Annotated in this window: 12 protein-coding genes and 1 pseudogene; 7 read left to right on the top strand and 6 right to left on the bottom strand. The window is 72.6% G+C overall.

What is annotated here, in order from left to right; translation table 11 throughout:
- Nucleotides 1–191: 191 nt before the first annotated feature.
- A complete protein-coding gene (locus tag K7C20_RS31255; RefSeq protein ID WP_030078487.1) occupies nucleotides 192–857 on the bottom strand; it encodes a nitroreductase in 666 nt (221 codons plus the stop codon).
- Nucleotides 858–972: 115 nt separating this feature from the next.
- Here K7C20_RS31255 and K7C20_RS38560 point away from each other — a divergent pair.
- Nucleotides 973–1,234 (top strand): annotated as a pseudogene (locus K7C20_RS38560) (transposase); the annotation flags it as partial.
- Nucleotides 1,235–1,340: 106 nt separating this feature from the next.
- On the opposite strand, the gene K7C20_RS31245 reads toward K7C20_RS38560, so the two are convergent.
- From K7C20_RS31245 to K7C20_RS31230, 4 genes are all read right to left on the bottom strand, one after another.
- Complete coding sequence (locus tag K7C20_RS31245; RefSeq protein ID WP_245171882.1) at nucleotides 1,341–2,615, bottom strand: MFS transporter; 1,275 nt, start codon at nucleotides 2,613–2,615, stop codon at nucleotides 1,341–1,343.
- Between the two features lie 201 nt (nucleotides 2,616–2,816).
- Entirely contained in the window at nucleotides 2,817–3,980 is a 1,164-nt protein-coding gene (locus K7C20_RS31240; protein ID WP_048829050.1) for an amidohydrolase family protein, read from the bottom strand.
- Complete coding sequence (locus tag K7C20_RS31235) at nucleotides 3,980–5,377, bottom strand: type I glutamate--ammonia ligase (RefSeq protein WP_053209697.1); 1,398 nt, start codon at nucleotides 5,375–5,377, stop codon at nucleotides 3,980–3,982. Before K7C20_RS31235 ends, K7C20_RS31240 begins: the two co-directional genes overlap by 1 nt.
- A gap of 81 nt (nucleotides 5,378–5,458) precedes the next feature.
- Nucleotides 5,459–7,522, bottom strand: coding sequence for a SpoIIE family protein phosphatase (locus K7C20_RS31230; protein WP_053209702.1), 2,064 nt, complete (start codon nucleotides 7,520–7,522; stop codon nucleotides 5,459–5,461).
- 206 nt (nucleotides 7,523–7,728) lie between these two features.
- Between K7C20_RS31230 and K7C20_RS31225 the strand changes: the two genes are divergently transcribed.
- From K7C20_RS31225 to K7C20_RS39525, 6 genes are all read left to right on the top strand, one after another.
- Entirely contained in the window at nucleotides 7,729–8,598 is an 870-nt protein-coding gene (locus K7C20_RS31225) for a TetR/AcrR family transcriptional regulator (RefSeq protein ID WP_053209696.1), read from the top strand.
- A gap of 82 nt (nucleotides 8,599–8,680) precedes the next feature.
- On the top strand, nucleotides 8,681–9,568 hold the full coding sequence (locus K7C20_RS31220) for a beta-keto acid cleavage family enzyme (RefSeq protein WP_030078833.1): 888 nt from the start codon (nucleotides 8,681–8,683) through the stop codon (nucleotides 9,566–9,568).
- Nucleotides 9,569–9,629: 61 nt separating this feature from the next.
- Nucleotides 9,630–10,601 (top strand): 3-hydroxyacyl-CoA dehydrogenase NAD-binding domain-containing protein, encoded by a 972-nt coding sequence (locus K7C20_RS31215; protein ID WP_030078835.1) that lies wholly within the window; start codon nucleotides 9,630–9,632, stop codon nucleotides 10,599–10,601.
- On the top strand, nucleotides 10,598–11,068 hold the full coding sequence (locus tag K7C20_RS31210) for a thioesterase family protein (RefSeq protein ID WP_030078837.1): 471 nt from the start codon (nucleotides 10,598–10,600) through the stop codon (nucleotides 11,066–11,068). The genes K7C20_RS31215 and K7C20_RS31210 overlap by 4 nt, the downstream gene beginning before the upstream one ends.
- Before the next feature lie 156 nt (nucleotides 11,069–11,224).
- On the top strand, nucleotides 11,225–11,557 hold the full coding sequence (locus K7C20_RS31205) for a DUF427 domain-containing protein (protein WP_030078839.1): 333 nt from the start codon (nucleotides 11,225–11,227) through the stop codon (nucleotides 11,555–11,557).
- Between the two features lie 196 nt (nucleotides 11,558–11,753).
- Nucleotides 11,754–12,551: a DUF309 domain-containing protein gene (locus tag K7C20_RS39525; protein ID WP_053209695.1), complete on the top strand. Its 798-nt coding sequence runs from the start codon at nucleotides 11,754–11,756 to the stop codon at nucleotides 12,549–12,551.
- 81 nt (nucleotides 12,552–12,632) lie between these two features.
- On the opposite strand, the gene K7C20_RS31195 is transcribed toward K7C20_RS39525, so the two are convergent.
- A complete protein-coding gene (locus tag K7C20_RS31195; protein ID WP_048829103.1) occupies nucleotides 12,633–13,805 on the bottom strand; it encodes a D-alanyl-D-alanine carboxypeptidase family protein in 1,173 nt (390 codons plus the stop codon).
- Between the last annotated feature and the right edge of the window lie 140 nt (nucleotides 13,806–13,945).

Here is a 13,945-nt window from a genome sequence, read left to right as displayed (position 1 = left end):
CGTCGGGCGACGGGCGACCGGTGACCGGCGACCGGCGACCGGCGACCGGCGACTGCCGTAGAGGGCACGGCAAGCGGGCTTGAGAAGTCTGTCTTCCGCGTCCGCCACACCGATATGTACACCTCGCTGATGGAGGAGATGTGGAGGTGGACGCACTAGGCAGTGTCCTGTGGATCTTGACCGCCCATTGGTCATACTCCGAGGAAGCTCACTGTTTCCGTCATGTCCGCCCGCCCGGTACGCAGCCGTGGCGCGCCTTCCTTCTCGAATCCCACCGAGACACCGCAGAACAGTACGAGCCCGTCATCGGCTCCGACTGCCTGGCTGACGGTCTTGCGATACATCGTCCACATCACCTGGGGGCAGCTGTGCACCCCTTCCGCCCTCAGCAACAGCATGACCGTCTGCAAGTACATCCCCGCGTCCCCCCACTGTCCGGGCCCCATCGTCCGGTCGAGGTAGCAGAACAGCACGACCGGCGCCCCGAACGCCTCCGAGTTCAAGGCGGCGACCTTCCGGGGCCTGTCGGGGTCGTCGCGCTCGATTCCCAGCGCTTTGTACCGTTGGGCGGCCGCGGCGGAGAAGCGGTCCAGATACGGCGAGGTCAGTTCGGCCGGGTACATCGGATACTCCCGCTCATCGCCCGGGTCTCCCGCCAGTGCCCTGGCCGTCGCGCGCTTCTTCAGCTCGGTCAGGGGCTCACCGGTCACGACGTACACATGCCACGGCTGGAGGTTCCCACTCGACGGAGTCCGCGTCGCTGCAGCAAGCACTCGTTCGAGTATCTCTTTGGATACCGGCTCATCGCTGAACGCCCGCACAGCCCGGCGACTGTCCACGGCCTCATACACATCCACGTCTTCTCGTCCTCTCACTCGAACGCAACCATCCCTCTACCGTATTCAGCGGTCAGCGCCGGGCATCGCCAGGCGCTGGACAGCGCCCTGACGACCAGTCCCGTCGTTGATAGGGCTGGGGGACAGGGGTGACCTGACGAACGCTCAGTGGGAGCGGCTTCGGCCGCTCCTGCCGGGGAGTAACGGGCGTCGTGGCAGGTGGCGGGATCAACGGCAGGTGATCAACGGCAGGTGATCAACGGGGTGCTCTACCGGATCAGGACGGGTGTGCGGTGGCGTGATCTGCCGGAGCCTATGGGCCGTGGAAGACGGGGCACGAGCGGCATCGCCGCTGGTCCACGGAGGGCACTTGGGAACTCCTGCTCCAGCGGGTCCAGCCTTCCTCGGCACGGTCACCGCGGCAGCCCTCATGATCTGGCTTCGCTCGTGATCGCCGGGGCACTGCCCAGGGACGGCCGGTGGGTACGTTCGTAGCCGCAGCCACTAAGGCTGCGGGTCCCGCGCGTCGTAGCGGGCGAAGGCGCGGCGGCCGAGGCCCAGGCCGGTCACCACCAGGACGCAGGCCAGGCCGCCGCCGAGCACCGCGGTGGCCGGGGAGGTCAGGTCGGCGACCGAGCCGGCGAGGAAGTCGCCCAGCCGCGGTCCGCCCGCGACCACGACGATGAAGACGCCCTGGAGGCGGCCGCGCATCGCGTCCGGCGTCGCGGCCTGGAGCATGGTGCTGCGGAACACCATCGAGACGGTGTCCGCACAGCCGGCCACGGCCAGGAAGAACAGGCCGAGCCACAGCTGCCGGGAGAGTCCGAAACAGGCGATGGCGGCGCCCCAGGCGGCCACCGCGATGAGGATGGCCAGGCCGTGCCGGCGGACCCCGCCGAGCCAGCCGGAGAACAGTCCGCCCAGGACGGCGCCCACCGCGGGCGCGGCCACCAGCAGACCCACGGTCTTGGCGTCACCGCCGAACCAGAGCACCGCGACCGCGGGGAACAGTGCGCGTGGCTGGGCGAGCACCATCGCCGCCAGGTCCGAGAAGAACGTCATCCGCAGATTCGGCCGGGTGGCGAGAAAACGCAGGCCGTCCAGTACGGAGGCCCGCCGCCGCGGCCCCTCCCCCTGGTCGGGCCGCATGGACGGCAGCCGCCACATCGCGTACAGCGAGCCGCTGAAGGCCACCACATCGATCAGATACGCGGCCTGGAAGCCCCACAGGCCGACGATGACACCGCCCAGCATCGGCCCGCCCATCAGGCCGAGGTTGCTGGTCAGGGAGTTGAGGGCGTTCGCGGCCGGCAGCTGTTCGGCGGGCAGCAGCCGCGGGATCATCGACGAGCGGGCCGGTGAGTTCATCGCGAAGCAGACGGCCTGGAAGGCGACGACGGTGTAGAGCAGCCAGACCCGGTGGTATCCGGCCAGCGCGGCGGTGGCCAGGGTGAGGGACATGACGGTCGCGCCCGCGGCGCTGTAGAGGCCCAGTTTGCGGCGGTCGACGGTATCGGCGATGGCGCCGCCGTACAGCCCGAAGACGACCAGCGGGACCAGTGAGCACAGGCCCACCAGGCCGACCGCGAAGGTGGAGTGGGTGAGGGTGTAGACCTGCAGGGAGACCGCGAGTGCGGTCATCTGCTGGCCCATCCAGGAGACGGTGTTGCCGCACCATAGTCGGCGGTAGTCCGGGGAGAGGCGCAGCGGGGTCAGATCGGCGAATATCCGGGAACGCGGGGGTATTTCGCTCTTCCCGGGGGTCGTTGTAGGGGCCACGCGGCGCAGTAAAGCACGCTGCGGCGGTGCGGCGGGCGGCAGGGCGGGAAGTGGCGCTCGCGGCGGGCGCCCCTTACGTGTGAGGCCTCCGGCGCGCGGGATGTACGTGGCGCCCGTGTACCCGACCGCCCGTTACCTGCACGGACGACCGTGCCCCGGCCGCCCGTCACCCGCACGTACGGCCGGCACCCGGCCCGCCCCTTACCCGCAGGTGCGGTCGGCCCGGCTGTCCGAAAGGCCATACACCCTGCGGGCGTTGTCCGCGGCGATCATCGCGCCGACCCTCCGCGCGTCCTCGGCCGACCATGCCCCGGAGGCCGTCCAGTCGCCGAGGACGGTCGCCAGCGCGGTCCGGAACAGCGCGCTGCCGACGACGTACAGCTCCGGGAGGCCGTAGGCGTCGGTGGAGAAGAGCAGTTTGCCGAAGGGCGCGAGCTCCAGGAATTCGGCGAGCACGGCCGCCGCCCGCGGGCCGGTGTGGGTGAGCGTCAGCCCGATGTCGGCGTAGACATGCGGGAAGACGCTCGCCAGGTAGGCGGCTTGGCGGTGGTACGGGTAACAGTGCAGCAGCACCAGGTCCGTTCCGGTGTCGGCGGTGGCCCGGACCAGGTCGGTCAGCAGCGCCGGGTCGGCGTGGTCGAGCCGGAGGTCGGGGTCGCCGAAGCCGGTGTGGAGCTGGAGGGGGCGGCCGGTGGCGACGGCCAACTGGACGAGGTGACGCAGCAGGACGGGGTCGGTGAGCCGGGGCGCGCCCGCGGCCAGCCAGCAGCGGGCGGCGGTGTGCACGGCGCCGGGGGCGGGCGGGGCGGGGTCCAGGGCGAGACCGTGGCGGTAGGCCGCGACGGTTTTGAAGGCGACGGCGGTGCGTGCGGCATCCCGGACCGCGCGGGCGAGGGCGTCGGTGAACTCCTCGGCATCGCGGACGCCGGCCGCGGTGCGCTCGGCCAGCGTCTCCAGCCGTACGACCTCGAACCCGGCGCCGCCACCGTCCGCGGCGGTCTCGGCGGGGCCCGTGAGGTCGCCGGGCAGCCCGGTGTCGAGGAGGTAGGTGCCGATGCCGGTGGCGCGCAGCAGACGGCGCCGGGTCTCGTCCGGGCCCAGTTCGCGGCGGCGGGCGAGGTAGCGGTCGGGCGGGCAGTGCACGGGCAGGTCGAGCAGCGGCGGGCACCAGCGGCGTACGGCGAAGCCGGCCTGGGTGTCGAAGAAGGTGGTGCCCGCCGCGGGCGGCCGGTCCGATTCGGTGAGGTACGCGGCGAACGTCCCGGGGTCCGGTGCGTGCCGGAGCACTCCGTGGCAGTGGTGGTCGACCAGCGGCGGCAGGCCGTCGCCGGATCCGGGGCAGGTTCCCGGGACGTCCTCGGGCATCACCAGCGCCAGCGGGTGGCGGCGGCGATCGCGTCGTCCTCGCTCTCGGCGAAGTGGGCCTCCTCCGCGCGCCGGACGGCGAGCACCGCGCCGTGCAGCACCTCGCCCATCGCCTCGTACAGCGGGGCCGACTTCTCCAGCCGGTCGGCCGCCTCGGTGAGGGTGGCGGGCAGTCGGACGATGCCGCGCCGGGCGCGCTCCCGGACGCCGAGCACACCCGGGTCGCCGGTCTGCGGTTCCGGCAGCCGCGTGGCGTACTCGATGCCGTGCAGTCCGGCGGCGATGACCGCGCCTACCGCGAGGTAGGGGTTGGCGGCGGCGTCGAAGGTCTTGACCTCGGCATGGCCGCCGTCCGGGTCGTCGGGGGCGCCGGTGATCAGACGCAGCGCCGCCTCCCGGTTCTCCACGCCCCAGCACTGGTAGACGCCGGCCCAGTGGGAGGGCTGGAGCCGCAGATAGCTGGCAGGTGACGGGCAGCCGATGGCGAGCAGGGCGGGCAGGGCACCGAGGATGCCTCCGAGGAAGGCCGACGCGTCGGGCGCGAGGCCCCATGGGGCGTCGGGGGTGCGGTGCAGGCTCGTGCCGTCGCGGTACAGGCTGAGGTGGAGGTGGCAGCCGTTGCCGACCTGTCCGGCGACGACCGACGGGGCGAAGGAGGCCCGCAGGCCGTGCCGTACGGAGACGGCGCGGATGGTCTCGCGGACCAGCACCACATCGTCGGCGGCGCGGACCGGGTCGCCCGGGGCGGTGGTGACCTCGAACTGGCCCGGGGCGTATTCGGGGTGGAGCTGGAGGACGTCGATGCCCTGGACGCTCAGCGCCTCGGTGACGTCGCGGAGGTAGTCGGAGAGTTCGACGACCCGGGTCATGCCGTACGCGGGGCCCGTGCAGGGGTAGTCGAGCGGTTCGTCCGCACCGGCGGCGGCCGGGTGGCCCGCCGGGGCGCGGGTGACCACCCACTCGGTTTCGAAGCCCATCCGCAGCTCCAGGCCTGCCGCGGCGGCCCGCTCCGTCATGCGCCGGGCGAACTGCCGCTGGCAGGCGGGGTGCGGCAGGCCGAGCTGGTCGTAGCGGTCCGCCGGCGCCCAGGCCCAGCCGGGCTGGCCGGCGAGCGTGGTGACACGCTCCAGGTCAGGGAAGAGCCGCAGGTCACCGTCGGGCCCGCCGAGGTGGTCGGATGCCGTGATGGCATCGTCGGAGGTGAACACGTCGAAGACGGGAGACATCCCGACTCCGCGTTCCGCCGCGGCGGCGAGCCGTTCGGCCGGGATGGTCTTGACGCGGGCGATGCCCGCATTGTCCACCCAGGTCAGCGCCACGTTCCGGACGCCTTCCGCCGACAGGCGGGCCGCCAACTGGCGGGCCTCCTGGCGCTGTTGTGCAGCCCGCGATCCCATAGAGCCGTCCTCACTGACCGTGCCGATGCCTCGGCGCCCGTTCCGCTGATTGCCCTTGCCGGTGCGGCTCGACGCTTCCGGTCAGGAGCAGTTGAACTCGCACCATACGCACTTTCCGCTGCCGCGCGGTTCCACACCCCAGACATCGGCCAGGCGGTCCACGAGGAGCAGCCCGCGGCCGGAGACGCCGGCCTCGCCCGGTTCGCGGCGCCGCGGCAGGCTGCTGGAGTGGTCCTCGACCTCCAGCCGCAGCAGCCGTCCGACGCTGTGCGGCATACGGATGTTGACGACGGCCTCGCCGTCGGTGTGCAGCAGCGCATTGGTGATCAGCTCGTCGGCGACCAGCTCGATCTCCTCGGCCCGCTCCGCCGCGCCCCAGGCACGTACCGCGGCCCGGATCATGTGCCGGGCGGCGGAGAGGCCCTCGGGGTCGGCGGGGGCGATGTGCTGGCGGAACCGTCCGACGATGTCGTGCTCCGGGGCACCGAGGCGGCGCAGCAGCAGGAGCGCCATATCGTCCTCGCCGGTCCGCTCGTCCGCCGACTCGCAGAGCCGGTCGGCGAGTTGCTGGACGTCCTGGGGGCCCTGGCGGACCTCGCGGGCCAACTGCCGCATCCCGTCGTCGATGTCGGTGCCGGGCTGTTCGACGATGCCGTCGGTGCACAGCAGCAGGGTGTCGCCGGGGGCGAGCAGGACGGTGGTGACCGGGTAGTCGAGCCGCCGGAATTCGGAGGAGATACCGAGCGGCAGCCCGCCGGCCACCGGCAGCCTGCGGCAGATGCCCTCGGCGTGCCGTAGCAGCGGGTCGATATGGCCGGCCCGGACGATCCGGGCCGCGCCGGTGCTCAGGTCCGCGTCGACGTAGGTACAGGTCGCGAAGCGGTCGGTGTCGAGCTCGTTGAGGAAGGCGGAGGCGCGGGCCATGACGGTGGCCGGGGCGTGTCCTTCGGAGGCGTAGGCGCGCAGCACGATCCGCAGCTGGCCCATGAGCGCCGCGGCCTGGGTGTCGTGGCCCTGGACGTCGCCGATGACGGCGGCGACCCGGCCGTCGGGCAGCGGGATCACGTCGTACCAGTCGCCGCCGATGTCCCGGCCCATCCGGGCGGAGCGGTAGCGGACGGCGATCTGTGCACCGGCGACGCCGGGGATCCGGCGCGGCAGCATGGCCTGCTGGAGGCCCGCGGCGAGATCGTGTTCCTGGTCGTAGAGCATGGCGCGGGCCAGGCTCTGCGCGATGCTGCTGCCGAGCGCCACCAGGACATTGCGCTCCTGGTCGCGGAAGTCGCTCTCCCGCTCGAAGAAGAGGCCGATCACACCGATCGGACGGCCCTGCGCGATCAGCGGCAGATAGGCGGCGGAGTGGACGTTGAGCGGCTCGATGGCCGGCCACAGCCGGGGGTAGTCGCGCTTGAATTCCGCGCGGCTGCCCACATAACGCGGAGTGAGGGTGCGGACCACCTCACTCATCGGGAACTCGTCACCCACCCGCGTGTACTCGAGATCCGGTACAAAACTCCCCGCCTTGCCCTCGGAGATCAGCCGGATACGTCCCGCCTCGACGAGCCCGAGGATCACGTTCTCCGCGCCGAGGCGGCTCAGCCCCTGCTCGTCGGCGAGCACGGCGATGACTTCGCCGACCGTTCGGGCGTGTGCCAGGGCGGCGGTGGTGCGCTCGACGACGCTGGTGTGCCGGCGGCGCTCCTCATCGACGGCGAGCCGCTCCGCCGCGTGGGTGTATTCGTGGCTGGCGTCGCGGACGACACCGATGACGCGGCGGGGCCTGCCGGTGCTGTCCCGGCGGATGCTGCCCTGGCTGTGGGTCCAGCGCAGCTCGCCGTCGCGCAGCCGCACCCGGAAGTACGCGCCGTAGGAGTCGCTGCCGTCCTTGAGCGCCCGCGCGACCAGGGCGTCCAGACGGGCCGCCTCATGGGCCGGGACGCGGCACCCGAGCGTGGCCGGACGGTCGTCGTACTCGTCCGGCAGCATGTCGAACACCTCGAGGGCGGGCGGGTCCATGTGCATCAGCCCGCTGTCGAGGTCCCAGTCGAAGCCGCCCATGCCGTTGAGGGCCAGGGTCAGGTCCGGGTGGGCGGGCCAGTCGTCCGGCACCGACACGGTGGGCCGCTTCGCTCCCCGGTCAGCCATGCCGTCACTTTGCCACATTCACCCGGATTGCGGCGTGTCCAGCCCGTTCCTCCCTCTGCCCCGGGCACCCTCCGCCGCAATACTGACTCGCTCATCAGCATCCTCACCACACACCCCTGCCCATCCCACGAGGACAGGCCTCTGCATCACTTCTTCCCTGGCCGGCCCGTTGCGATGTTCTCAACGCGCTGTTACGGTCCGGGACCATGAAGGACGCCACCGGAGCCCGGATCACCGACGACGCCGGAGATGTGACGGTCCGTGTCCGCCAGGTGATCGAGCGGCTCGGCTGCAGCCACCGCGAGTTCGCCCGCCGGATCGTGATGGACCCCTCGAAACTGTCCCGGTCACTGGGGGGCACCCGGCGCTTCACCCTGGCCGAGATCGTCCGTATCGCCGATATCGGCGAGGTCGACACGGGCTGGCTGCTCGGCGCCCCCGAGCGGCCCGCCACGCCGCCCGACCGCGAGCCGGCGGCCGTCCCCGAGGGCGGCCGGCCGCTCCAGATCGTGCGGGAAACCGTCCGGCTGATCGCCGAGCACGGCTTCCACGGCGTACGGGTCGCCGATATCGCAGCCGCCTGCGGTACCAGCCCCGCGGCCGTGCACTACCACTTCCCCGGGCGCGACGAGCTGCTGGAAGCGGCCGTGCGCTGGTGCATGGACGAGGACACCGAACGCCGCGCCGCGGGCCTGGCCGCGGCGCCCGATGCCCGAGCCGAGCTGCTGCATCTGATCGCCCTACAGACCCCGCGCACCGAGCAGCAGCGCCGCCAGTGGCTGGTCTGGCTCGACCTGTGGGCCCAGGCCGCCCGCTCCACCGCCGTGGGGCGGCTGCACGAGCACTACTACCGGCAGTGGCGCACCACCGTCGCCGATGTCGTACGCCGCGGTGTCGACCAGGGCGTCTTTCGCGCCGTCGATCCGGAGTTCGCCGCGCTGCGGCTGACCGCCCTGATCGACGGCCTGGCCACACAGGTGCTCGCCACCGCGCCGGACAGCACCGGCCCGGACACGATGCACTCCGCACTGCTGGCCTTCGTGGAGAGCGAACTCACCGCCACCCCCGCCGGCTGAGGCCGCCGCTCCCCACCGCCTCCCTCGCGCCGCCTCCCTCGCACCGAGCCCCGAGGCACCACACCCCACCGAAGGGATCCCCGTGAACAACGAGGTCATCGTCACCTGTGCGCTCACCGGCGCCGGCGACACCGTCCGCCGCTCCCCGCACGTCCCCGTGACGCCCGAGCAGATCGCCGCGTCCGCCGTCGAGGCGGCGTCCGCGGGCGCCGCGGTCGTGCACATCCACGTACGCGATCCCGGGACCGGCGACCCCTCGCGCGATCCGCGGCTGTACGCCGAGGTCGTGGACCGCATCAGGCAGACCGGCACGGACGTCGTCATCAACCTCACCGCCGGTATGGGCGGCGACCTGGTGATCGACCCCGACGAGCCGCTCCGGCACCTGCCGGGCACGGACCTGGTGAGCGGCCTGGAGCGCCTCCCGCACGTCGAGGAACTGCTGCCCGACATCTGCACCCTGGACTGCGGTTCCCTCAACTTCGGCGACGGCTCCAACCTCTATGTCTCCACCCCCGACATGCTGCGGGTGGGCGCCAAGCGCATCCAGGAGCTCGGGGTACGGCCCGAGTTGGAGATCTTCGACACCGGCCAGCTGTGGTTCGCCAAGCAGCTGCTGGCCGAGGGGCTGCTGGACGATCCGACGGTCTTCCAGCTGTGCATGGGCATCCCGTGGGGCGCGCCCGCCGACCCGGGCGTCCTCCAGTCGATGGTGAACATGCTGCCCGAGGGCGCCCAGTGGGCGAGCTTCGCGCTCGGCCGTATGCAGATGCCGTGGGTCGCCCAGTCGATCCTCCTCGGCGGCAATGTGCGGGTCGGCCTGGAGGACAACCTCTACCTCAGCAAGGGCGTCAAGGCCACCAACGGCGGGCTCGTCGAACGCGCCGTGCAGATCACCGAGTTGCTCGGTGCCACGGTCGCCACCCCCGACCAGGCACGGGCCCGGCTGGGCCTGAAGCCGCGCGGCTGACCCCCGCATCCGCTCCCCCGCTCTCGCCCTTGCCTCCCCTTCCACCAGGAGCCGCTCACCCATGCCGGAAACCACCCCTGCCCCCTGTGCCCCCGAGGACGTACGCCGCATCGCCTGTATCGGCGCCGGAGTGATCGGCGGCGGCTGGGCCGCCCACTTCCTCGCCCGCGGCTACGACGTCACCGCCTGGGACCCGGCCGCCGACGCCGAGGAGAAGCTCCGCCGACTGGTGGCCGCCGCCTGGCCCGCACTGGAACAGATAGGCCTGGCCGACGGCGCCTCGCAGGACCGGCTGACGGTCGCCGCCACCCTCGCCGAGGCTGTTGCCGATGCCGACTTCGTCCAGGAAAGCGCCCCCGAGAAGCTGGAGTTGAAGCGCTCACTGCTCGCCGAGCTCGCCGTCGCGACCCGTCCGGGCGTGGTCATCGCCTCCTCCACCTCCGGCTACCCGATGACCGATATGCAGACGGCTGCCGAGGACGCCGGCCGTCTGGTCGTCGGCCATCCCTTCAACCCGCCGTACCTCATCCCGCTGGTCGAGGTCGTCGGCGGTGAGAAGACGGACCGCGAGGCCGTCACCTGGGCCTCGCGCTTCTACGACGTCGCGGGCAAGTCCGTGATCACCATGGACCGCGAGCTGCCCGGCTTCATCGCCAACCGCCTCCAGGAGGCCCTCTGGCGCGAGGCGCTGCACATGGTCGCGAACGGCGAGGCCTCGGTCGAGGACATCGACGCCTCGATCACCGAGGGGCCCGGCCTGCGCTGGGCCTTCATGGGCCCCTGCCTGACCTTCGCGCTGGCCGGCGGCGAGGGCGGTATGGCCCATATGCTCGACCACTTCGGCCCGTCCCTGAAGTCGCCGTGGACCCGGCTGGCGGCGCCCGAGCTGGACCGTGAGCTGCGCGACGCCATGGTCGACGGCTGCGCGGACGCCGCGGGCGACCGTACGTACGCGGATCTGGTCGCCGAACGCGACCAGGGCGTCATCGACGTCCTCCGCGCCACCGGCCGGCTGGGGAGCGCCCGCCGATGACCGCTCACCCGCCGGGGGGCCTTCCCCTCTTCCACCAGACCGTCCGGGACGACTGGATCGACTACAACGGGCATCTCAGCGAGGCCTACTACGTCCTGATCTTCGGCTTCGCCACCGACGCCCTGATGGACGCGGCCGGCCTCGACGCGGCCTACCGCGCCCGCACCGGCTGCTCCCTGTACACGGTCGAGGCCCACGTCCGCTATCTGCACGAGGTCGCGCGCGGCAGCGAACTCACCGTCCGTACGACCGTGTTGGGCGTCGACGGCAAGAAACTGCGCCTCCTGCACGAGATGTTCGTCGGCGCACCGTCCGGCGCACCGGTGGCCACCGAGGAGCTGTTCACCCTGCATGTCGACCAGTCGGCCGGGCGCGCGGCACCCCTGCCCGACGCGAGCCGCGCGTACTTCGCGGGCGTGCTCGCTCCGGCGCCCGAGTGGGCGGGCCAGGGGATCCGTGCGGTGTAGTCACACGTGAGGGCGGCGGAAGGCACGGCCGGGTGGCCCCGCACCGGCTCCCGGCCGTGCCTCGCGCCGGCCGGGGCGGACGCGTCGCCCCGGTGCCATCCTGGAAGGAACGAGGATCTTCACCCACTCACCGAGACTCACCGAGGGGAAGCCACCATGACCGCCACCAAGGGCCATCACATCGAGGTCGAGCAGGGCACCGAGCACATCCGCGTCACGATCGACGGCCGGCTGGTGGCCGACACCCACCGCCCGCTCCTCCTCCACGAGACCGGCTACCCCGTGCGCTACTACCTCCCGCCCGAGGACGTACGCACCGATCTGCTGACACCGTCCGAGACCCACAGCGTCTGCCCCTTCAAGGGCACGGCCTCCTACTGGTCGCTTCCCGGCGGGCCGGAGGACATCGCGTGGGCCTACCCCGAACCGCGTCCCGACTTGGCGCGGATCAAAGATCACTTCTGCTTCTACGAGGTCGACTCGGACTGACCCGGTCGACTCGGACTGCCCCGGGAGCACCGGCCACGTGGGTCACCGGCCGCGCGCGTCCCCGGGCGCAGCGGACCTGCGGAGCCGTGGCCCGCGGAGCCGTGGGCCTGGAGCCCCACGGACGGGGAAATGCCCCCATACAGAGGCATGCACCCCTCCGGCGACGCGGGACGCCCCCGCAGCGCACAATCGAAGGGTGAACGAAGCGGAGCACTCCCCCGACGAGCCCGGCACCTCCCGCGAGCCCGGTGCGCCCCCCGCACACGACGAGGGCGGCGACCCGGCCTGCTGGCTGGACCAGGTGTGCGAGGCCTGCGGCCGGATCCGCGAGCGGCCCCGCAGTGCGGTCTGCGAGCACTGCGGCGCCGGGCCGGAGGAGACCGCGGCCGGGGAAGCACCGAGCGGCACCCGCTCACCTGCCGCCGGCCGGCCCGCCCCGCGCCGGGACCGCGACGAGGAGGGCCGGGCCCGCAACGCCCGTCCGCGCGACGGTCTCGGCCGGCCGCTGCCGTACGGCTCCCCAGGGGTGGCCCGGCAGCCCGAGGGGGTGCCCCGGACGCCCGCCCAGTCGCTGGCCGAAGCACAGCGGCTGCTCGACGGCGGGATGCCGTTCCACGCCCATGAGGTGCTGGAGGACGCCTGGAAGGCGGCGCCGGAGGCGGAGCGGGAGCTGTGGCGGGGGCTCGCCCAGCTCGCCGTGGGACTCACCCATGCGGCGCGTGGCAATGCCGTGGGCGGTACGGCGCTGCTCGACCGGGGCGCGGCGGCCATCGCCCCGTATGCGGACGCCGCCCCGCACGGGATCGACATCGCGGGGCTGACGGCCTGGGCCGGGGAGCTGACCGGCCGTCTGGCCGGCTCCGGGGCCGTACCGGCGGCGGAGACCGCGCCCCGGCTGCGGGCCACGGGGGACAAAGCCGGGGACCAGACCGGGGACAAGGCAGGGGACAAGGTCAGGGACCAGGCCGGGGACGGGCCGACCGCCGACGGATGACGCCGGGCTCCGCCGGGACGGGCGGAGCCGGCCGCCTCTCCCGTACGCACCAGGGGCGGTAGGGACCACCGGCCCGGGTGCCTACGCCGCGCCTCCCCTCTGCCCGCCGCGTCCGCGTGCCTGCCGCCACCGGGCGAGCAGGGCACCCAGCCCGATTGCCGCGACGCCGGCGCCGCCCGCCCCCAGGACGAGGGTGGAGCGCCGGGGGGAGCCGCCGCGTGCTTCGGCTCCGGTGACGTGGGCGGCCACCGGGCGGAACTGGCCGCCACCGTCGTAGGCGGTGCGTACGGCGTGCAGCGTGCCCACCGGCTGGGCGTCGCCGGCGGTGCCGAAGCCCCAGTCCAGCAGCGAGGCGGCTTCCTTGTAGACGGCGTTGTACTCGGTCGACTGCGGGTTGAGGACGGTGACCAGCAGAGTGCGGCCGTTCTGGCGGGCGGCGGCGATCAGGGTGTTGCCGGCCTTGGAGGTGTAGCCGTTCTTCACACCGATCATGCCGGGGTAGCGGGACAGCCCGTGCGAGCCCACCAGCAGGCGGTTGGTGTTCTCGATCCGGGTGGCGGTGCCGCCGGCGCCGGGGAACGTGGCGCGGGTGGTGGAGCAGTAGCGGGCGAAGTCGTCGTGGGCGAGTCCGGCGCGGGCGAAGACGGTCAGGTCGTGGGCGGAGGACACCTGGCCGGGTGCGTCATAACCGTCCGGGGACTTGACGGTGGTGTCGCGTGCGCCGAGTTTGCGGGCGGTCTCCTGCATCTCCTGCGTGGTGGTCCGCCAGCCGCCGTTCATCGCGGCCAGCACATGCACCGCGTCGTTGCCGGAACGGAGGAAGACCCCGCGCCACAGGTCGGCGACGGTGTAGCGGCGGCCCTGCTGGATACCGACGAGGCTGCTGCCGGCCCCGATGCCCGCCAGATCCGCGGAGCTGACCTGGCGTACGGTGCCCGCCGAGAACTTCGGCAGGACCGTGACCGCGAACAGCGTCTTGAGGGTGCTGGCCGGGGCGAGCCTGCGGTGCGGGCTCTTCGCGGCCAGCACACTGCCGGTGTCCGCGTCGGCCACCATCCAGGACAGGGCGCTCAGACCGCTGGGCAGCCTCGGTATGCCGGGAGCGCTGGCGACCTGCACCCCGGCACCGGCCGCGGCGGACTGACGGGCCGTCGCGTCGTGGGCGGCGGCAGGTATGGACGTCAGCGACACACCGGCGACGGCGATCAGCGTCATCGCCGCTGCCTTCTTGGACACACGCGCGTCAATTGCCATGCCCGTCACGCTAAGAAGCGGCGCGGCAACCCGCAGCACAGTTGAGCCAGACGGACCACGCCGGGTGCCGCACACCCGGCGTGTCGCAACTGCAACGGGTGCAAAGAAGGACCCGCCCGGTGCGACGGGGGATGCACACC

The sequence above is a fragment of the Streptomyces decoyicus genome, assembly GCF_019880305.1.
In the GTDB taxonomy this organism is placed as follows: domain Bacteria; phylum Actinomycetota; class Actinomycetes; order Streptomycetales; family Streptomycetaceae; genus Streptomyces; species Streptomyces decoyicus.
This window is presented reverse-complemented; position numbering and strand designations above follow the sequence as displayed.